Raw genomic sequence first — 19,756 nt, forward strand, 5'->3', positions numbered from 1 at the left:
GTCCGGTACAGGTCGGCCATGGCCTCAAGCGCCATCTACTTAGGGAGCAGGGAAAAATAAATCGCTCTTTTCATCAGCTTGATTGCAGGCCACCTAACCAGAAACACAAACATGAAGTGCGCCATTCTTTGCAGCCAGCACCAGGGTCTCATCCCGCTTACATTAACTGTTTGATCTGTGGGCATTAACATTTCTCCTGGCGGGTTCCTTTCCAAACGATTTTTCGTGCTATTGTTCCACGAAAAAGCCGTCTTTGTTAGTTTTCGTAAAATAGTTGCGCGAATATGGGCTTACGAGGAAGCTGTTTCTGGTTCCGGTCCCGATACGCGCTTTTCCCTGCTATGGCAAAACGTAAATTAGCATATTATGTTGCCGTTGCCAGTAACGGATTCTTTTTCTAATAGCCCGAAATGCTTACTATATTTGCAATCTACAACCCAATAAGGAAATGATTTTATGCGATTATTTTGTCTTATCTCGGCAACTTCTCTTTCTATGAGTTCTTTGTTGAGCAGCTTGTAGAACATGCCCTTATGCACTGTAATGAACAATTTTTCTGCTTCAATGAAATCAAACTGACGTATATGTTCTTCGTAAATCTCTCGAAACTCAACCGGCAACACTGAAACGCTCGTGAATCTGCGATAGAAGGCTTCCTCTTCCTCTTTATGCCGCATGAATGGTTTCAACCTGCCCAAACTTTCCATGAATCCCGCCTTGGTTTCGTCGTACTTATTTTGGTCAGGCCATTGAGGGTAAACTTCGTCAAGCATTTTCTGAAGTGAATATTCTTTTATTACAGAAATCCCGCTCAGCACTTCCAAGGTTCTGGTTACAAGCTCTTCAGGATAAATATAAGAGTCATACTTACCCCCTTCACGGCAGATAAAAACCGGGCAGACACCTTTCTCGCGCCTTCTATTGATACGGCCGAATCTCTGGATAAGCGCATCCAGGGGAGCAGGCTCCGTAAACATGACGTCAAAATCAATGTCCAGACTCACTTCAATGGCCTGCGTGCCAACGAGAAGGCGGATATCATCTTCAAAAAGAAGTCTTTCTTTCTCCATCCGGTGTTCTGCAATGAATCGAGAATGGAGCAAAACGGCCTTTGATGTTTCCATATTGCCAGTTAATTGACGAAAAACTTCCTGGGCATTAGAGACGGTATTACAAACAACAATGATTTTTCCCCTTTTACGTAGCATTTTTTTAATTACGGGGGTTTGATCGAATATGGTTCCGGCAGCAATTTGAACCCGATGCCTGGTGAATTGCTCCAGAAGAGTATGATCGGCTTTTACAAGGACGGAATGGCCAACAGCGCTTTGGAGTTCCTTGTACATAAATGAAGGGAGGGTGGCGGTCATGATCATTACCCTGATGTGCAAATATTTTGTCAGCCATTTCAGGGAAGAGATGATCTGCGCAAAGGTTTGAACGTCATATGCATGTATTTCATCAAAGATAAGCATAGCGCCTGCCAACTCGGTGAATCCTTTCTCGAATCCTTTAACTCCGTAACAATATTTCAATATTTGAAAAGGGGTAACGACTTTCAAAGGATGTACCATCTGCCGGTGCATCTCCTTGATTTTTCCTAACCGGAGTTGTAAGTCCTTGGGATTGTCTTCCGTGTCTTCAAAATATTCTGACAGATATTGGCTGAGTTTTCCGTGTAGAAGGCCAATATATGTTGTCTGTCCCGGTTTCGCCCCTTTGCCTTCGAAGTCTCTTGCTAACCGTTGATGCATGGCGTTGATTGAAGCCGTATAGGGCAACACATAAAAAATGCGGCCTTGGTGGCCGCTCTGCAGTTGTTTTCTGAGCCATAACAGAGCAGCTTCTGTTTTACCGGAACCGGTAGGAGCCGCGAGAAATACATTTCCCTTGACACGTCCGCATTCTTCCTGATGTGTGTACCATTTGCCGTTTAACCGGTTTAAAAAATGGAAAGATTTTTCTGTAAGTCTCGGGATTTCCAGTTGTTCGGCCGATCCCATATGGTCGCAGAGTTTGGTGGCTCCGGAAAGAAACATCCGAGGCCAATATTTTGTGTCCCCTGGTTCGACTTTCTTTACAAGATATGAGAGGGCATATGCTTGGATGGGATTTTTCTGGGAAGAGAAATCAACATGCTCAAATTCGAATTGTCGTTTTCCGGATGCATACCGGTCGTAGTAATCCTGCAACTTTGCTTTCAAGTCCAGAAGATACGTTACATTCAGGCATTTTTGTAAATTTTCGTTGAAATCTAATGGATTAACCTGGTATTTATGGTTCAATCGATATTCTTCAACTTCTTTATCCGAGTAAAGATACTCCTGAAGGGTTTCAAAATCTTTATGATGCCCGAGAATACTCAGTGCAATGATTTCCTTCCGTTCCGGGGTAAATGGCAGCATTTCCACAAAAGGTACACTGAAAATCTCGTGGCGATTATGGCGCCATTGATTTTCTTGTTTTTTTAAAACCCGTTGAAACTCCATGTGGACCTTGCCCCAGTCGTGCAGATAAACAGTGCAGAAAAGAAGATCAAAAAAATCTTCCATCCCGGAGAGAGAAGGAAGGATCGGCAAAGCCATTTTGAGATCCTGGTATACCTTTAAACAATCCTCAATGTGCCGGAGCAGACTTTTGCCGTCTGATTTTGCCAGAATGCTTTCAGCACTGCATTCCTGCGCCAAAGATTTAATAGGGGCTTTTTTCACGCCTACTCCGTGTAATCGTGCCAGTATATCTCGTGGTCGAGTTGCGGATCGAGGAAGCCTTTTCCCGGCAGGGCTTCCGGCTGCACATAATCATATTCCAAGAGAAAAAACGGACGCGTCCCCATGCTTCTTCGTGGTATTTCATTTGTAAAGCTGACAGGTAATGCCTGAATAGGAGCGGCAAGGGGTATATTGCCAACTGGAACCGAAGTGCCTCTCAATTTTGTAAGTTCGGCCAGGGGCTGAATGTCAATTTGTTCAATAGATTGCACTGATGCAAGATCATTGGAGCGACCTAAAAGGAGCTGAAAATAAGGTTTGTAAAAGAAATCCGCTACTCTTGAGTTGCTTAAATAAAGCCACAACGAGTTGTCAAAAAGAATCTGCCTTCGCATAACATTGGGTTTAGTGATAAGTCGGGAAGATTTGCTGCTGAATTGGTAAATAGTTTCAAGCTCAACCGTTTGGCATCCAAAACTATACACATAACCGACAGACACCTCCTTGGCGGAAATATAGTCACCTGCCGCAGCGGAAATCAGACCGTAGATCGTGGCAAGAGGCGGCACTACCAAAGAAGGTTGATAACCGCTGATAAGATTTGGATAACGAAAACTTGCGGTCCAACTGGTCAGATGGATTCTGTAGGCTTTCATAGCTGTCCGCCCTTATGGAATTTGTGTTTTTACTTCTTCCGTATAGGCCCTTATTGCTTCATTCACTGATCCATAATAAATTCTGTTATTTTCTTCTTTGAACTTACGAAATCCCTCTTCCAACTCGTCCATAAAACCCGTCCGCCTTCCAATATAGACTTTTCCGACGATTCGGTCCGAATAATCCGTTACAACCTGTTTGAGCGCATCCAGAGAAAAAACAGGTTTTCCGAGATCGTCTTTTGCAAGATGGGAAAAGAGATGATTACCGCTACCCAGGGTGGTCAATACGATAATTTTCGGAGTTACATCTCCCATGTTGGTGGTTTGCATTGCCCCGCCGTTGAGAACTTCAAGGGCGCGGATGGTATCTTCAACCCTTTTGACTCGTGTTTCCTTCGGCAGCCGATATAATTTCAACGGATTGCCTGTTTTGTCTTTGGCAAAGGGGTCGTCAATCTCTGTCGCTTTATTATCGATGGCGATTTGTTTAAGATTTCCATTGAGGTTCTTAAAGCCGGTCCGTTCTTCACTGGAAAAGGTCCCCACTTGTTCAAGCGCGACGGAAAACATCCCTTTCATTGTGGCGCAATACTCGTCCTTGCCATAAGGAACGGCATCACCTTCTTGGCGGGACATTGAAGACCAATTCTGCACGATATTGGTTGGCGATACGCTGAGCAACGCGGAGTTTTTAAGCGGTGAAACACGTGTCAAGGTAACATTCTTGCTCTTCGTCTTCCCTTTGTCGTCGATTGTTTCCTCTTTTGCCGCCCTCATGTAGCCAAACATGTCATCATCAGCATATATAATGGGGTTGGCTTCAGTGAAAGCAATTTTCTTTTCTCTTATGACCGGGGACATCTTCCAGGCGAACTCTTTTTTGAGTGTTTCCCGCCACCAATACCGCCATGCCTGGCCGGAGACATAAGCATAGCTTTTCCCGTTCTTGTAAATCTTTTTGGTGGCCACAGCGTTTTCCAAAGCAGTGGTTGTATCTTTGCCGGCATTGTTTAAAGCAACCACATCCACATCTATTAAAAGAAACCCCTGAACTGTATATAACATTTTCGTCCTCCCGGTTATTGATTAAACGCTTCAATTGATTGTCTTTCTATTTCTTCTATTTCGGATATTGGTTCATCGGGAATCTCATCCGGTGCTATACGCAAATCGTGAAGTTTTTCATACAAACATATTAACAAGAAGTCCCTGACTTCATACCAGTTCTGCCCATCAGGGAAAAGGTATTCGACGTAATCATTAAAGCGAATAAATGGTTCGGGTTCGCCGTCCTTATAATGGACTTTAACCATGCGGGTGATTGCACTGCGGAGTTGGTAACCATATCTGGCCCCTTCTAACGGAGTAATAAACTTTTTGTAATCCCTTTCTTTCCGGCACAATGCGATAATTTTATCCGAAATTTTCCGGATTAGATCGATCTGTTCCTGCTTCATCTTTTTCACCTCCTTCAGATACGCTATGGCTAAATAAATCGGGAACCTCCTAGACTTATACACTTCACGTAAATGCCACAATATAGACTTTCCGGCAAGTAAACGGTCATAAATGGTATTACTGTTGGTCCCTTCGTAATCGTTGATTTCCAACTTGGTGGCTATCTTTTTTTTGACCTCAACCCACTCTCCTGCCTCTGCGTCAAAGTGAACCGATTTGCGGAAACAGTAATGCTTTTTTACAAAATAGTGCCAATCCGCTCTCAAATCGGGTTTCAAAACTCTTTTTAGAAAAGCGAAAACCGGGCTGGGAAGGTCGTAAATTTCGGCATCAGGTTTGCTCCCGAAGTTTGTAAAGTAAAATAACCTTAACTGTTGGGAAGGGTGATCATACAGTTGAAATCGTTCAATCAACTTGGATGAGAAGAAAAAAAGCGCATTTCGGGGATTTGCAAAGGATCTTCCATAGATTGATTTCAAAATGCCCTCGGAAGAACCCCTATGTATTTTATCCAGATTCTTCAGGATGATATCCTCGCGCCACAGCCTTTCCGTATATTCATTTTGAATTTGAAGAAACATGAGATTCCCTCCACTCTGTAACAGCCCCAATGGAAGGAAGTAAAGTTTGATAAGACAGTCTTTGCAGATGAGCAAGCCAGGCTCCTGAGAGTGATAAAAGTTGGTAAATTCTCCCGAGCCTACCAGTGGAAAATTATCCCTGCCCCCCTCAAACAACGGCCCTTTGCTGGAGCATATCCTGCAATATCCATCTATGACATTTCCTTTGCCTTGCAGGAATTCAAGATAGTATTTTAAGGAATCATCGCGTTGGCGCTTAGGTTTTCCCGTAGCATGAATAGTGGTTATTTTTGAGTGCAAGAATACAGAGTTAATCTTTCCCTTCCAGTGATCCACATAAACGTCGGTGATAAAGCGAATTTTTCCCTCAACAGTTTGTTGGGTGAGGCTATTCATGACCACTCCGCCCATATCCACAAATGGATCGCCAGTGAGTGTCTGTGTCATTTGTTCCATATTATCCACTCCTTCTTATCACACCAAATCCACGGGAAACCGATTTGCCGAGGCCAATGAAATCTGGCAAAATAATATTGGTCACAAAATAGAGATTAAATCCGGCCATCTTATGATTTTTAAAGACAAAAAAATGGCTTTTCGGCAAATTCGTAATTGTCAGCTCAATTTGCTTATTGATATTCCATTGAATCCCTTTGGCAAATGACAGAATATTACCGACCAGCACTCGCTGAAGGAACTCTTTCTTCATGCCATTATTGTTGAGGGCAATGAACTTCGTAAAATTGGTTTCATTCAGGGCGAACCAGTTTTCGATTTTGTACTTCACCGGCTTGAGAGAAAATCCACACTGAAAATAATCGAAAGATATATGTTTAATTTTCACTTCCACCCTCTTCCCATGGATAACGAGATCCAGATCGACTTGCTCAAATAGCTTCAGGATATCCTCGGAGCCTTGATTTATACATATCATTGTGGGATTTCTACGAACAGTCTTATATTGGATGAGGGGGTATCCGTAACGAAATTGATCTTCCAAGTGATTATGAAACAAGACGTGTTCCTTCCCAATCTTTTCAATCATGGCGGCACGGAAGGCCGGGATTTCCCGTTTTTCAATTTCAAAATCGAAAATGAGCGTAAATATTTTGATTTTGTCTAACTTATCTTTTTGAGATTCCATGTTGACTGATAATTAGTTGATATCATAGGTAGTTATTGGAACCAATCATCCGTTTGTATACGATTGCATAGCACCTAATATGCATATTACCTAATATATATTTTCATACAAACATGGTGCCGTCCGATTTCGAATCCGCCGCCGGCAATATCTTTTGACGGCCTTGCTTATTTTTTTCTTTTCTTCCTTTTTCCGGCCCCGGACCGTCATAGACCGGAACCTGGAACGTCTTCGCGGCTTCGAAACCGCCTTTCCCTGGCCGCGGTCTTTTTCCAGTACGGAGATAGTGCATTGCTAATGAACTATCTTGGCCGGAACATTGCATTACTAATGCACTCTTTACCGGGCATCCCCGGCCTGACAAACCGGTGTTCATCAAAATCCGATCTTCCTCTTGGGCTTCTCATCCGCCTCCAGCAACTGCCCGAGGGCCTTGAACACCACCCGGAACTGTTCGTCGTACTTTTTTTCCATCTCCTCGATCTTTTTCTTCAGCTCCGCATGGGTGGCGAGCATCTTCCGCAACCTGGTAAAGGTCCGCATGATGGCAATGTTCACCTGGATGGCCCGATTGCTGTTAAGGACGCTGGAAAGCATGGCGACGCCCTGCTCGGTAAATGCGAGGGGTGGATATTTTGCATGCTGACCTCTTTTTAAGGTGCCAAATTGGCGCCTTAAAACATCGTATTCCTCCTTGGTCAGCTCGAACATGAAATCTTCCGGGAACCGGTCGATGTTTCTCCGGACCTGCCTCTTGAGTTGCTTTGTCTCAACGCCATAGAGTTCGGCCAGGTCGCGATCAATCATCACCCTTTCACCACGGATGAAAAAAATCCGCTCTTTTATGACCTCAATGGGAATAAGATTGCTCATCACTTTACTTCCTGGTTTTCAAAAGGTGTCGTAAGGCGTGCTGTTCAAAACGGACCGCGCCTGCCCCTGACTCGTTTTCATCTTCACCCCAGCAGCCATTTCCAGACCGGCAGGTAATCAATTTTCACGCCGTCAAGGGTATCTTCCTGCCAGACGTCCGAGGTGACAACTGTCACTCTGTCCAGGCCGAATTTTTTTGCCGCGGCAAGGGCGGCCTTGATCTCACGGCGTTTGGTACCCGGTTCTTCCAGGTCATGGCACACCTGGATGGCCCCGGCGATATCAAGGCCCTGTTTGACAAGGAAATCGACTTCCAGGCCGGCCCGGTTCCGCCAGTAGTAGATCTCATGGCCGCGCCGCTTAAGTTCCAGGCAGACGATATTCTCCAGGGTGCGGCCGATATCGGCGGAGAACCTGAAGCCGGCGGCGGCGGCCAAGGCATGATCAACGCAGTAGATCTTGGCAGGGTTGTATATCTGCTTTTTTATTGAGTAATCAAAAAGGTTGATCCTGATGAACAGGAAGGCGTCCTCTAGGTAGCTGAGGTAGTTTTTTACTGTATTGACGCTTCGCACCGATATAAGGTCTTGCAGCTTTTTATAACTCATCCGGCAGGAGATATTGGAGGCCAGATAAAGGGCGAGTTCTTTGAGCTCACGAACGTTTCTGAGTCCGTGCCTGGCAACGATGTCCCGATAGATTATATCCCGGAAATATTCCTGCAGGATGGAGGTGTCTCCGGTTTTCAACGCCTCAGGAAAACCGCCGGTTTGGACATAACGGTCAAAAAGATGAACCAGCGCGGCCCGTTTTTCAGGCCGCAGGAAATCCCTGTCATCCGGGATCGTTCCCTTCACCCGCACGAATTCCCGGAAAGAAAAAGGGAAGAGCTCCATTATCCGGTTGCGGCCGGTGAGGGCCGTGGCGACCTCGCTGCTGAGCATGGCGGCGTTTGAGCCGGTGACGAAGATCTTGATGTCTTCAAATTCATAGAGCCTGTTTACCCAGCGTTGCCAGACAGGGACATTATGGATCTCGTCCAGAAAAAAATATTTCTTACCGGCCAGCGGCGCCTCAAGTTCAAGATAGGCCTCGTACAGGGCCTGGAAATCGCTGCTCCTGAACTCTGCGAACCGCTCATCCTCGAAGTTGAGAAAAAGAAGCTGGTTCAACTCCGTCCGTCCGCTGTCCAGAAGTTTTTTCATCAACAGCCGCATCAGGGTCGATTTGCCGGAGCGCCTGACCCCGGTGATTGTATGGATCTCTTTTTGGGCAAAGAGACGGTCCGGGTCCGAGGATGCTTGCCGCGCAAAATAATCCCCTGCCTTCAGGGCATGCTCCTTGTGCTCAACAAGCAATTCCCGCAGTTTGCGCTTATCCATTTACTGGCTCCATATATTGCATTACTAATGAAATATTCTTATCAAAAAAGTTCATTACAAATGCAATATATAATAAACATGAGATGCCGACAAGAAAAAATTTCCCTCCTTCTGTTTGTACAAAATTGTATATCGATCTGTATACATACAGATCTGTAGGTATTTTTATACAAACATGACGCCATCCAAATGTAAAATGCGGGATTACTTCTTGTTTTGCTTGGCCTTTTTGATGATATTGTCAAGGGACACCAGCTTTTACGATTTTCCATGCCCCGAAGTGAAAGGCTGGCTGAGCATCCAGCCGAAGGGTTAACAGGCGAAAGTGCACTTTGGCATGTCAGTCATGCGCAGGAAGATAACCCAGGGATTGAGGAATTGGCAAATCCCTCAATCCCCTCTATACATTAAAGCGTATATCTACAATATCGCCGTCCTGCACAAGGTAGTTTTTGCCCTCAAGCCTCACCTTCCCGGCCTTCTGGGCAGCAAAATGGCTGCCGCAGGCCATGAGATCGTCGCAGGATACCACCTCTGCCCTGATAAAGCCCTTTTCCATGTCAGAATGGATGGCCCCGGCAGCTTTCTGGGCAGGGGTGCCCTGCCGGATTGCCCAGGCACGGACCTCATCTTTTCCCACAGTAAATAAGGAAATGAGGCCCAGAAGCTGATAAGATTCTCTGATCAAACGGAGGGTGGCGGGTTCTTCAAGGCCCAGGTCTTCCCTGAAGGGTTCTGCTTCCTCAGGTGAGAGCTGGGCCAGCTCCATCTCAAGCCTCCCTTTAAGCTCTACAAGGACAACTGCACCGGGGAGCTGAAGGCCTGTAGCACCAAGCTCTACATCATCTCCGGTGTTAAGGACCACGATACAGGGTTTTGCCGAAAGAAAGGCATAACCCCTGAGCATCGGGGATTGAGCTATCTCCGGATATCCTCTCAATGCCTCTCCCCTTTCCAGGATCTCCCCGGCCTTTTTAAGAAGCTCCAGCTCCTTGGGATCTCCTTTCCCGGCCTTGGCAATCTCCTTCTCCAATCTCTCAATCCTCTTCTCCAGGATGATGAGATCGGTGAGAATGAGCTCGGACTCCAGGGCATCCAGATCCTCCTGCGGCACGGGGGGCTCGCCGGACCGGTCGAAGTTTCGAACCACATGTACCAGGGCGTCCACAGGATGAAGGAGTCTAAGGAGCTCATGTATTGAAGACTCCGTACCCTCTCCGGCAGAGATAGTCCCGCTTATATCCACGTACTGTACCTGGGCATAGGTGGTCTTTTTGGGATTGTACATGGATGAGAGTCTGTCCAAACGGATGTCCGGCACCTTGACTACCGCCAGGTTCGGGTCTTTTTTGCCCTTTTGGTAGGCGGAGACCTCTGCAGCGCTTCCTGTGAGGGCGTTAAATATGGTGGTCTTGCCGGAGCCCGGCAGCCCGACTATTCCTATCTTCATGGGCTATATCTTTAAGCGTTCAAAGGTTCCTGGTTCACCGTTCAGGGTTGCTTTTCTTTTGTTAACCTTCACTAACCCCGTACCTTGAACCTTTGAACCTCTGAACCCAGAACCGTCCTACCGGCAGGGAGTGGGATCTCCCTTGATTTTATCCAAGGCATGTCTAAGCACGGGAAGTATTACCTCCATTCCCTGAGTCACGGCCGAAGGACTGCCGGGCAGATTGATAATAAGTGTCTTGCCCCGCACTCCGGCAATCCCTCTCGAAAGCATGGCCCTTGGTGTGGAATCAAGGCCCCTGATGCGGATGGCTTCCGAGATCCCGGGGACCTCCCGCTCTATTATGGATTTCGTGGCTTCAGGCGTGATGTCCCTGGGAAACAGCCCCGTGCCGCCTGTAGTAACTATGATATCCAAAGAGGCATCGTCTGCCCATTTGATTAATATGCACCTGACATCCTGTACTTCGTCAGGGACTGTCTTGTGCGAGAGCACGTTGTAGCCATGCCGTTCGAGCAGGTGGCGGATTGCAGGCCCGGATTCATCTCTCCTGTCTCCCCTGGCAGCGCTGTCACTCACAGTGAGAACGCCGGCGGTATACACGTTGTCTCCTTCTATGCCTTTTCTTTTTTGGCTTGGGCGATAATCTTTTCAGCCAGATTCGGCGGCACTTCTTCGTAGTGGGATTGCTCCATGGTGAATGTCCCCCGGCCTGCGGTCATGGCATTAAGATCCAGCATGTAGCGCTGTACCTCTGCCAGGGGAACAAGCGCTATAATTGCCTGTCCGCCCTTGCCCGGTTCCATACCCATAACCTTGCCACGTCTGCTGTTTATGTCACCGATTATATCGCCGACAGCGTCATCAGGCACGGTTATGGTGAGCTTCACAATAGGTTCGAGCAGGGTGGGTTTTGCCTCCAGCACGCCTTTCCTGAAGCAATTGATGGATGCTATCTTGAAGGCTATCTCTGAGGAGTCAACCTCGTGGGACTTGCCGTCATAAAAACGTACCTTTACATCAACAACTGGGTATCCGGCAAGTGGTCCTGACTCTGTGGCCTCCTTCAGCCCCTTCTCCACGCCCGGAACGTAATTTCTCGGGACATTCATTCCCACAAGCGCCTCTTCAAACTCAAAACCCTTACCCCTTGGTAGTGGTGAGATGTCAAAGTGGACCTCTGCAAACTGACCTGCTCCGCCGGTCTGCTTTTTGTGCCGATAAATAACCGCCTTCTTCGGCGCCTTTATGGTTTCATGATAGGGGATACGCGGAAGGGCAAGGTCCACCTGCACGCCGAACTTCCTTGCCATCTTTTCCACAGTGGCATCTATATGAATCTGGCCGTTTCCCGAGAGCAGGAGTTCCTTTGTCTGCTGGTCACGCCTTACATCAATTGTGGGATCTTCCTCCTGTAGTCGTGAAAGGGACTGGGTTATCTTTTCTTCATCCCCCCGGCTTCTGGGCTTGAGGGCATAGGTCAGGACCGGAGCGGGAAGAGCCACGAACGGATAGATTACCGCATTTGCAGGATCACAGAGGGTATCACCGGTACCGGTCTCCTTTAGCTTTGCTATCGCTGCTATCTCGCCGGGAACCGCCTTTTCCACAGGCTTTTGCGCCTTACCCTCAAGGACAAATATCTGGCCATATCGCTCATTTTTTCCTTTGCTGGAGTTATAGAGGGAGCCGTCGGGTTTTAGCGTGCCGGAATAGACCCGGATAATGGAAAGGCGCCCCGTATAGGGATCTGTAAGTGTCTTGAAGACAAGGCCGGATACCGGGGCATCGGCAGACGGGTCCCGCTCTGTCTCATCCCCGCTTTTGGGGTCAGTGCCGGAGACAGCCCCGCGCTCATCAGGCGAAGGTAATAACTGTACAATCAGGTCAAGCAAGGCGCTTCCGGCCATGTTTTTTAAGGCGGAACCACAGCACACCGGTATAAAACCGCCACTCATTATGCCTTGTTTCAGGCCGGAAACGATTTCATCAGGGGTGAGTTCTTCACCCTCAAGGAACTTTTCCAGCAGCACGTCATCAGATTCTGCGGCAAACTCGATCAGATTGTTCCTCGAACTTTCAACCTCGCCCTGCAGATCTGCCGGGATATCAACAGGATTGACCCTGCCGCTCCCATCATTGCTGAACTCAAAGGCCTTTGCATTAACGAGATCTACAATACCCCTGAAATCCTCCTGTTCGCCAAGAGGCAAGGATACCGGAACCAGTCTCAGGTCCAGGGCTTCCTTTATTGCATCCACTGCCTTCTTGAAGTCTGCCCTCTCCTTATCCATTTTGTTGACACACATAATGACAGGAAGGCCTGAATCCCTGATAATGGACCATACCTTCTGTGCCTGCGGTTTTACCGGATCTACAGCATCTACAGTAAACAGTATATTATCAGCCGCCCTGGCAGCCATCCTGGCTTCGGCGAGGAAGTTGTCGTCTCCGGGTGTGTCCATAAGATAGACTTTGGCCCTTTTCCAGTTCAGGTGATGAAACGCTGTGCTGATGGAGATGTGGCGCTTGACCTCTTCCGGCTCAAAGTCCAACACCGAGGATCCGTCATCGACCTTGCCCATGCGCGAAGTTGCCTTGGCGGTAAAGAGCAAGGCCTCTGCCAGAGAAGTCTTGCCGCTTCCGCTTTGGGCAACCAGAGCGAGATTTCTGATGTTGCTGACTTCCATAGATGCTGTTTCCTTTCCTTCATAGATTTATGGTAACCGTTTACAGGGCACCGCATCTGCTTTGTTGCCTGCCTGCCGGCAGACAGGTCGGGCACTTGAAGTACAGGAAGTACGTCTGCGTATCCGTAGGTCTCGCATACGCAGCACCCTGTAAACGGTTACAGTTCTGTAAGTTGCAGTAAAACGGGCATTATCGAATTTCTGTTTTTCCCAATTTCAAATTTCAAGTTTCGAATCAACCTTTCCCGGTACCCCACCTCATATAGTCTCTCATAAGATAGGCAGACTCTTCCCGTTCGATCTTGACTGTGCATATCTTGAATTCAGGTGTCTTGGCAATGGGGTCCAGGGCACTGCTGGTCAGGATGTTTGTCCTGGTCTCAGAAAAATTGAACGTCATGCAAACAACACCCGGAGAAACGATTTCGGTTATCTTTGTCCTGGCCTTTATGCTCCCTCTCCTCGAGGTCACTCTTATGACTTCGCCGTCCTGGATCTCCAGGGAGGCGGCATCAGCCGGGTGTATCTCCATTCGCTCCTCGCCACGCAGGTCATCAAAACCTTCGGCCTTACGCGTCATAACGGCATGATAATGGAAGGCGCTCCGTCTGGTGATAAGGATAAATGGATACTCGTGGCTGGGAGTCTCTGCCGGAGGCCGGTACGAAATGGGTGCGAATCTTGCGCGCCCGTTTGGTGTGTTGAAGCGCTCGCTGTAAAGATACGGCGTTCCCGGATGTTCGTGATCCGGGCAGGGCCATTGAAGCCCGGACTTCTCAATACGTTCGTACGTAATGCCCCCGTAACTCGGGGTCAGGCTGCGCATCTCCTCAAAGATCTCCTGGGGGCTGCTGAAATCAAAACCTTTTGCCCCCATGCTTTTTGCAATATCGCATATGATCATCCAGTCGGGACGTGAATTGCCTTTGGGCTCTATTGCCTTGCGGACCCTTTGTACCCGCCTCTCGGTGTTGGTAAAGGTCCCGTCTTTCTCGGCAAAGCTGGCTGCCGGAAGCACAACGTCTGCCAGACGCGCCGTCTCTGTAAGGAAGATATCCTGCACCACGAACAGTTCCAGATGTGATATGGCCTTTTCTATGAAATGGGTGTCCGCGTCCGTGACTACCGGATCTTCACCAACCAGATAGAGGGCCTTGATCCTGCCCTCACGGGCCGCATCAAACATCTCGGTCAATGTGAGTCCGGGTGATGGACTGAGCTTGCAACTCCACGCCTTTTCAAACTTCCTCCGCACCTTTTCATCATCCACCTTTTGATAACCAGGGTATACATTTGGAAGCGCTCCCATATCACAGGCGCCCTGGACGTTATTCTGCCCCCTTAAGGGATTTACGCCGGTCGAGGGCCTTCCGATGCTGCCCGTAAGCAGCGCCAGGTTGGCCAGGGCCCGCACATTGTCCGTCCCGTGCGAGTGCTCGGTGATGCCAAGGGTATACAGGATGGTAGCGGGTGAGGTAGAGGCGAACATCCTGGCGGCCTCGACCATGTCCTGTGCAGGAACACCAGTAATTTCCTCAACAGTTGCCAGGTCATTCTCCATGACCGAGGCCTCAAAGGCCTCATAGCCATCGCATCGTTCCTCGATAAATGAGGTATCCAGGAGGTCTTCCTCGATAATGACCCTCATCATCCCATTCAGGAGCGCTATATCGGTTCCTGGCCGGAGCCTGAGCCAGATATCGGCCATGCGGCAGAGAGGTATGCGCCTGGGATCCGCCACGATGAGCTTTGCACCTTTTTGCACGGCCCTGGTGACCTGCCTGCCTATAATCGGATGATTTGCCGTCGTATTGGTGCCGATGGCAAAGATGCAGGCCGCATCGCTGATCTCGCCTATGGAGTTCGTCATGGCACCGCTGCCGAAGCTGGCGGCCAGACCGGCCACCGTGGGCGCGTGTCAGAGACGGGCACAGTGGTCGATATTATTGGTCTTCAATACCGCCCTGGTAAACTTCTGGAAGAGGTAGTTCTCTTCATTTGTGCATCTGGCCGAGGAGATGGCCGCAATCTCATTTCCTTTGTAATGGGCTAGGCTGCTTGCCACATATTTGATCGCCTGGTCCCAGGTGATTTCCACAAACTTGCCTTCTCTCTTCACAAGGGGCAATGTAACCCGTCTGCCTTCTTCTGTTACTTCAACTACAGAGGACGGCCGTGCATATTCATCGTATGCACGCATGAGCGGAAGAGACAGCCTGTCCGGACTATCAACAAACTTATAGCCAAAGCGCCCGCGGACACAGAGGTTGCCCTTATTGACAGGGCTTTCGCAATCGCCCCTGGCCCTTACGATGGTGTTTCCGCGCACACCCAGGTAAAGCCCGCACCCCACACCACAGTATGAACAGGTGGTTTTTACTTCACGGGTTGGATATTCGGCCTTTTTGGGTATCAGGGCACCTACAGGGCAACGCTCGACACATTCCCCGCAGGACACGCAGACGGAGTCTTTTATAGGTTTGTTGGCAAATGTGCTGACTCTGAGGTCGTAACTCCGGTATGCCATGTCGATTGCATCAATACCTGCGATCTCGTGACAGGTTCGGACACATATGGTGCACTGCACGCACTTGTTTGGATTGAAATCGAAAAACGGGTTGCTGGTGTCAATAGGAAGGTCCTTGGCCGTATGCTCTAAGCGATTGAACCGGTGTTCATTGAAACCTATACGGTTCACAAGTTCCTGAAGGCGGCACTGCCCGCTCTTTGGGCAGAGAAGGCAGTTGAAGTCATGGTCACTCAGGATGAGCTCAAGGATCACCCGGCGCAATCGTTCGATTTCAGGATCGTCCGTAACAACCACCATCCCTTCTTCCACGGGGGTCCGGCAGGCCGGTTCAAGTCTCCTCCGGTTTTCGATCCTGACCAGGCACAGGCGGCACACGCTCTGGGGCGAGACATCAGGGCAATGGCACAGGGTGGGGATATAGATACCTGCATCCCGGGCCGCTGTGAGGATCGTGGCACCCTCATCGGCCCTTACCGTAATTCCGTTTATGTTCAAAGAAACGCTACTCACTCTTATCACCTGAGCCTTCCATCAGACCGGTAACACATTCCACTGCATTGAACCGCTTGGGGCAGACCGCCATGCAGGTCCCGCATTTGATGCACTTACTCTGATCAATCTCGTGGACCTGCCATTTCGCACCTATAATGGCACCAACCGGACAGGCCGTCAGGCATTTCATACAGGCCTTACACCTGTAGTCCTTGATACGGTAGAAAATGAGGGACCTGCACACAAGGGCCCGGCATCGTCCTTCATGGATGTGCTCTTCATACTCTTTACGAAAATAGCGTATGGTAGATACTACGGGATTTGGGACTGTCATTCCAAGGCCGCATATGGAGGCCTGCTTGACGGCATCGGACAGTTCGAGCAGGATCTCGATATCTCCGGGCTTTCCGTCTCCTCTTGTGATATCCTGCAAGATCTTGAACATCTGCTTTGTGCCGAGCCTGCACGGAGCACACTGCCCGCAGGACTCATTCTGTGCAAAATCGAGGAAGTACCGGGCGATATTTACAATACACGTGCTCTCATCCATGACGAGCATCCCTCCGGAGCCCATGATCGACCCTACCTTGGCCAGCGATTCATACCCCACTGGCAGATCCAGGAGTTCTTCAGGGATACATCCGCCTGATGGCCCGCCGGTCTGTACCGCCTTGAAACGCTTCCCTTCCGGGATACCTCCGCCTATGTCAAAGATGATCTCGCGAAGCGTCGTGCCCATCTCCACCTCGACAAGGCCCACATTCCGGACCTTTCCCACGAGCGAGAATATCTTCGTCCCCGTATCGGTGGCAGTACCTATTTTTGAATACCACTCGCCCCCGTTCAGGGCAATCCTGGAGACGTTTACCAGTGTCTCCACGTTATTAATAACAGTAGGTTTGCCCCACAGTCCCTGTATGGCAGGGAAGGGGGGTTTTGGTCTTGGCCGGCCGCTTCTTCCTTCGATTGAGGCTATAAGCGCGGTCTCCTCTCCACATACGAATGCACCCGCGCCCTTTACGATCTTGATCTCAAAATCAAACCCGCGCCCCATGATATTGCGCCCGAGGAGCCCCAGATCAGCGGCCTGGGCAATGGCTGTGGACAGATGATGTACGGCCAGCGGATATTCAGCGCGCACGTATATGATCCCCTGAGAGGCCCCGACGGCATAACCGGCGATCATCATCCCTTCCAATATGCTGTAGGGATCGCCTTCCATGACGCTCCGGTCCATAAAGGCGCCCGGATCACCCTCATCGCCGTTACAAATGATGTATTTCTCTTTACCAGGGGCATTGCGTGCCGTTTCCCACTTGATGCCGGTCGGAAACCCGGCACCTCCTCTTCCGCGCAGACCGCTGAGCTTGATCTCTTCAATGACTCCTTCAGGGGTCATTTGAGACAGGACTTTGGCAAGGGCCCGAAAGCCGTCGACCTTTATATAATCTTCAATGATAGTAGGATCTATGATACCACAGTTTTTCAGTACAATCCTTTTCTGCTTCTTGTAAAAGGGGATGTCATTCTCATAAAGGCACTTCTGGCCGGTGACAGGGTCTTCATACAGGAGCCTTTCAACTACCCGGTCTTCAAGCAATGTCTCGGAAATGATTTCCGGCACGTCCTCTTCTGTTACGCTATTGTAGAAGATATTTTGCGGACCTATAATCACATTTGGCCCTCTCTCGCAAAACCCATGACAACCCGTCTTCTTGACCGTTATCTCATCTTCAAGCTCCTGCTCCTTGATTTCTCTGGCAAAGGCCTCTCTGACATGCTCGCTTCCGGAAGACATGCAACCGCTTCCACAGCAGACGCTGACAAGTTTGCCTGTTGTCTGCTCACCTGCAATGAGGGTCTCCCTCAGGAGTCTCAACGATTCCACGGTACCTATTCTGTAGCCTTCCATTGATGGTATCGAGATCGATTTTTCCATATCCATATTGATTCGGCACTCAACAGATTAATTTAGCAAGAATCATGTCCGGATTTTTTTATCAATCGAGGTCCTCTGTCAGTAATTTCTTGATCTTTCTTACTGTCATTCTCGAGTGGACTTCGTCATCTACAAGGACAACCGGAGCCAGGGCACATGACCCGAGGCAGGCAACCCGTTGCAGGCTGTATTTGTAATCCGGGGTCGTTTGACCTGTCTTGATCCCAAGGCAGTTTTCCGCCGTTTCCAGAATGCTACGCGCACCCAGTACATGACAGGCAGTCCCCTGGCACACGGAGACGAGATGATCACCCCGTCGCGTCAAATAGAAACGGTCATAGAACGTTGCCACGCTGAATACCTGGCTCGGCGGCAATTTCAAGAAATCCGCGACTGAAGACAGGGCGGCCTCGGGCAGATATCCAAACTCCTCCTGGACCCTCTGCAGGATGGAGATCAATCCCCCCTTTTCTCCTTCAAAAACTGCAAGTATCTTGTTTAGTCTTTCCGTATCCACAGTCTTAACGCTTACCCTGAATGATGCCTTCGGCCATCCGCACATCTTCCGCGCTGCCGATGAACACCGGCACCCTTTGATGAAGATGTTGGGGCTGGATATCAAGGATACGTTCGAACCCGGTGCTTGCATATCCTCCGGCCTGTTCTACTACAAAGGCCAGGGGATTTACCTCGCAAGTGAGCATCAACTTTCCATGGGGCTTTGACGGGTCCTTTGAATTCGCCGGATACATGTATATCCCGCCTTTCAGAAGATTCCGGTGAAAATCAGTGACAAAAGAACCTGTATATCGCGCTGTATAGGGACGGCCTGTCTTTATGTCCGGTGTCTTGAAATACTCGATCACGTCCTGTACTCTTTCATCCCAGAAATAATAATTTCCTTCATTGACGCTATAGGTCTTTCCCTTATCGGGTATACGAATGTTCTCGTGGGAGAGAAGAAACTCCCCGATACTCGGTTGCAGTGTAAAGCCATGCACCCCGTCTCCTGTTGTATAAACCATTATCTTGCTCGACCCGTAAATAAAATATCCCGCTGCCACCTGTTTATAACCGGGCTTTAAGGCCTCTGCCATAAGGCCGAATTCTCTGGGCCCCTCTTTTTTGATGATTGAAAAGACCGTACCGATCGTGACGGGTACATCAATATTGGTAACACCCCCCAGGGGATCAAAGATCAATATATAGTTACCCCTTGGATACTCCTCTGGGATAGGTATCAAATCGGTATTCATCTTGGAGACCATACAAGCCAGATAGCCCACGTGACTGAGGCGATTCATAATTGTAAAATTGGCATATTCGCGCAATTTTTGTACGAACGCTTCGCCAACGCTTTCTGACTCCACAGTATCCAGGGCATCAGACAAATTTGCCTTGTCTACCTTTTTGGCGATGATCTTGGCTGCTACTGTCATCTCAGATAATATCGATGTAAAGGCGCCCGTCGCCTCCGGCCGCTCTTTTTGTCTTGATAAGATAAACTCAGTAACAGTTATCCCTTTAGCCATTTCAAATCCACCTCTTTATTGAGTGTTATGCTGCAAACCAGAATGCAAGCAGCTCGCTGGCAGATCAGTTCCTACCATGTTGATACATCTTGGTCAATATGTATGCTTGAAAGAAACCGGCTACGTGCAACCGGACTCCCTATTTCTTTGCAGATTCTGCTGTCAATTGGTAAGAATGCATATCTATGGAGCGTGTCCCGTAAATCATATCAGCCGAAGATTTCGATTCGGCCAAATTTTGGCCTTATGCCCCTCTGGACTTTCTGGAAATGCTGATTATTGAGATTCATTGTCATAAGAGCCTTATTCCACCCC

Annotated in this window: 16 protein-coding genes; 1 reads left to right on the plus strand and 15 read right to left on the minus strand. The window is 48.9% G+C overall.

The genetic code is table 11. The annotated features are described in order from the left end of the window. Positions 1 to 356 precede the first annotated feature (356 nt). The 8 genes from C4B57_02995 to C4B57_03030 all read right to left on the minus strand — a co-directional run bounded on the left by C4B57_02995 (position 357) and on the right by C4B57_03030 (position 8,808). Positions 357 to 2,711, minus strand: coding sequence for a hypothetical protein (locus C4B57_02995; protein ID PXF55601.1), 2,355 nt, complete (start codon positions 2,709 to 2,711; stop codon positions 357 to 359). A 2-nt stretch (positions 2,712 to 2,713) separates the two neighbouring features. Further along, positions 2,714 to 3,367, minus strand: coding sequence for a type I-B CRISPR-associated protein Cas5 (gene cas5b, locus C4B57_03000; protein ID PXF55602.1), 654 nt, complete (start codon positions 3,365 to 3,367; stop codon positions 2,714 to 2,716). A gap of 12 nt (positions 3,368 to 3,379) precedes the next feature. Next, positions 3,380 to 4,435: a type I-B CRISPR-associated protein Cas7/Cst2/DevR gene (gene cas7i / locus C4B57_03005; GenBank protein PXF55603.1), complete on the minus strand. Its 1,056-nt coding sequence runs from the start codon at positions 4,433 to 4,435 to the stop codon at positions 3,380 to 3,382. A 14-nt stretch (positions 4,436 to 4,449) separates the two neighbouring features. Beyond that, positions 4,450 to 5,865, minus strand: coding sequence for a type I-B CRISPR-associated protein Cas8b1/Cst1 (gene cas8a1 / locus C4B57_03010; protein ID PXF55604.1), 1,416 nt, complete (start codon positions 5,863 to 5,865; stop codon positions 4,450 to 4,452). Position 5,866: 1 nt separating this feature from the next. After that, on the minus strand, positions 5,867 to 6,553 hold the full coding sequence (locus C4B57_03015) for a hypothetical protein (GenBank protein ID PXF55605.1): 687 nt from the start codon (positions 6,551 to 6,553) through the stop codon (positions 5,867 to 5,869). A 103-nt stretch (positions 6,554 to 6,656) separates the two neighbouring features. Next, entirely contained in the window at positions 6,657 to 6,929 is a 273-nt protein-coding gene (locus C4B57_03020; GenBank protein PXF55606.1) for a hypothetical protein, read from the minus strand. Next, positions 6,929 to 7,426 (minus strand): DNA-binding protein, encoded by a 498-nt coding sequence (locus C4B57_03025; protein PXF55607.1) that lies wholly within the window; start codon positions 7,424 to 7,426, stop codon positions 6,929 to 6,931. Before C4B57_03025 ends, C4B57_03020 begins: the two co-directional genes overlap by 1 nt. A gap of 83 nt (positions 7,427 to 7,509) precedes the next feature. Next, entirely contained in the window at positions 7,510 to 8,808 is a 1,299-nt protein-coding gene (locus C4B57_03030) for a hypothetical protein (GenBank protein PXF55608.1), read from the minus strand. A gap of 216 nt (positions 8,809 to 9,024) precedes the next feature. On the opposite strand from C4B57_03030, the gene C4B57_03035 reads away from it, so the two are divergent. Continuing rightward, positions 9,025 to 9,219, plus strand: coding sequence for a hypothetical protein (locus C4B57_03035; protein PXF55609.1), 195 nt, complete (start codon positions 9,025 to 9,027; stop codon positions 9,217 to 9,219). On the opposite strand, the gene C4B57_03040 is transcribed toward C4B57_03035, so the two are convergent. The 7 genes from C4B57_03040 to C4B57_03070 all read right to left on the minus strand — a co-directional run bounded on the left by C4B57_03040 (position 9,209) and on the right by C4B57_03070 (position 19,441). Continuing rightward, positions 9,209 to 10,258 (minus strand): redox-regulated ATPase YchF, encoded by a 1,050-nt coding sequence (locus C4B57_03040; protein PXF55610.1) that lies wholly within the window; start codon positions 10,256 to 10,258, stop codon positions 9,209 to 9,211. The two genes, C4B57_03035 and C4B57_03040, sit on opposite strands and share 11 nt — an antisense overlap. Before the next feature lie 117 nt (positions 10,259 to 10,375). Beyond that, complete coding sequence (locus C4B57_03045) at positions 10,376 to 10,861, minus strand: molybdenum cofactor biosynthesis protein (GenBank protein ID PXF55611.1); 486 nt, start codon at positions 10,859 to 10,861, stop codon at positions 10,376 to 10,378. 11 nt (positions 10,862 to 10,872) lie between these two features. Beyond that, the gene (fusA, locus tag C4B57_03050) at positions 10,873 to 12,948 is read right to left on the minus strand and encodes an elongation factor G (GenBank protein PXF55612.1); all 2,076 of its coding nucleotides are present in this window, start codon (positions 12,946 to 12,948) and stop codon (positions 10,873 to 10,875) included. Positions 12,949 to 13,183: 235 nt separating this feature from the next. Beyond that, a complete protein-coding gene (locus tag C4B57_03055; GenBank protein ID PXF55613.1) occupies positions 13,184 to 15,988 on the minus strand; it encodes a formate dehydrogenase subunit alpha in 2,805 nt (934 codons plus the stop codon). After that, positions 15,981 to 17,882: an NADH-quinone oxidoreductase subunit F gene (locus C4B57_03060; protein ID PXF55614.1), complete on the minus strand. Its 1,902-nt coding sequence runs from the start codon at positions 17,880 to 17,882 to the stop codon at positions 15,981 to 15,983. The genes C4B57_03055 and C4B57_03060 overlap by 8 nt, the downstream gene beginning before the upstream one ends. Before the next feature lie 88 nt (positions 17,883 to 17,970). Next, positions 17,971 to 18,471, minus strand: a complete 501-nt coding sequence (locus tag C4B57_03065; protein PXF55615.1) for an NADH-quinone oxidoreductase subunit NuoE — start codon at positions 18,469 to 18,471, stop codon at positions 17,971 to 17,973. Then, on the minus strand, positions 18,431 to 19,441 hold the full coding sequence (locus C4B57_03070) for a class 1 fructose-bisphosphatase (GenBank protein ID PXF55616.1): 1,011 nt from the start codon (positions 19,439 to 19,441) through the stop codon (positions 18,431 to 18,433). Before C4B57_03070 ends, C4B57_03065 begins: the two co-directional genes overlap by 41 nt. Positions 19,442 to 19,756 lie beyond the last annotated feature (315 nt).

The organism is Deltaproteobacteria bacterium (genome assembly GCA_003194485.1).
Lineage (GTDB): Bacteria > Desulfobacterota > Dissulfuribacteria > Dissulfuribacterales > UBA3076 > UBA3076.

Coding starts and splice junctions, on each gene's coding strand:
- C4B57_03040 (PXF55610.1), bottom strand. CDS start 10,258: ATGAAGATAGGAATAGTCGGGCTGCCGGGCTCCGGCAAGACCACCATA.
- cas8a1 (PXF55604.1), bottom strand. CDS start 5,865: ATGGAACAAATGACACAGACACTCACTGGCGATCCATTTGTGGATATG.
- C4B57_03065 (PXF55615.1), bottom strand. CDS start 18,471: ATGTGCGGATGGCCGAAGGCATCATTCAGGGTAAGCGTTAAGACTGTG.
- C4B57_03060 (PXF55614.1), bottom strand. CDS start 17,882: ATGGAAGGCTACAGAATAGGTACCGTGGAATCGTTGAGACTCCTGAGG.
- cas5b (PXF55602.1), bottom strand. CDS start 3,367: ATGAAAGCCTACAGAATCCATCTGACCAGTTGGACCGCAAGTTTTCGT.
- C4B57_03070 (PXF55616.1), bottom strand. CDS start 19,441: ATGGCTAAAGGGATAACTGTTACTGAGTTTATCTTATCAAGACAAAAA.
- C4B57_03025 (PXF55607.1), bottom strand. CDS start 7,426: ATGAGCAATCTTATTCCCATTGAGGTCATAAAAGAGCGGATTTTTTTC.
- C4B57_03020 (PXF55606.1), bottom strand. CDS start 6,929: ATGAACACCGGTTTGTCAGGCCGGGGATGCCCGGTAAAGAGTGCATTA.
- C4B57_03030 (PXF55608.1), bottom strand. CDS start 8,808: ATGGATAAGCGCAAACTGCGGGAATTGCTTGTTGAGCACAAGGAGCAT.
- C4B57_03015 (PXF55605.1), bottom strand. CDS start 6,553: ATGGAATCTCAAAAAGATAAGTTAGACAAAATCAAAATATTTACGCTC.
- cas7i (PXF55603.1), bottom strand. CDS start 4,435: ATGTTATATACAGTTCAGGGGTTTCTTTTAATAGATGTGGATGTGGTT.
- fusA (PXF55612.1), bottom strand. CDS start 12,948: ATGGAAGTCAGCAACATCAGAAATCTCGCTCTGGTTGCCCAAAGCGGA.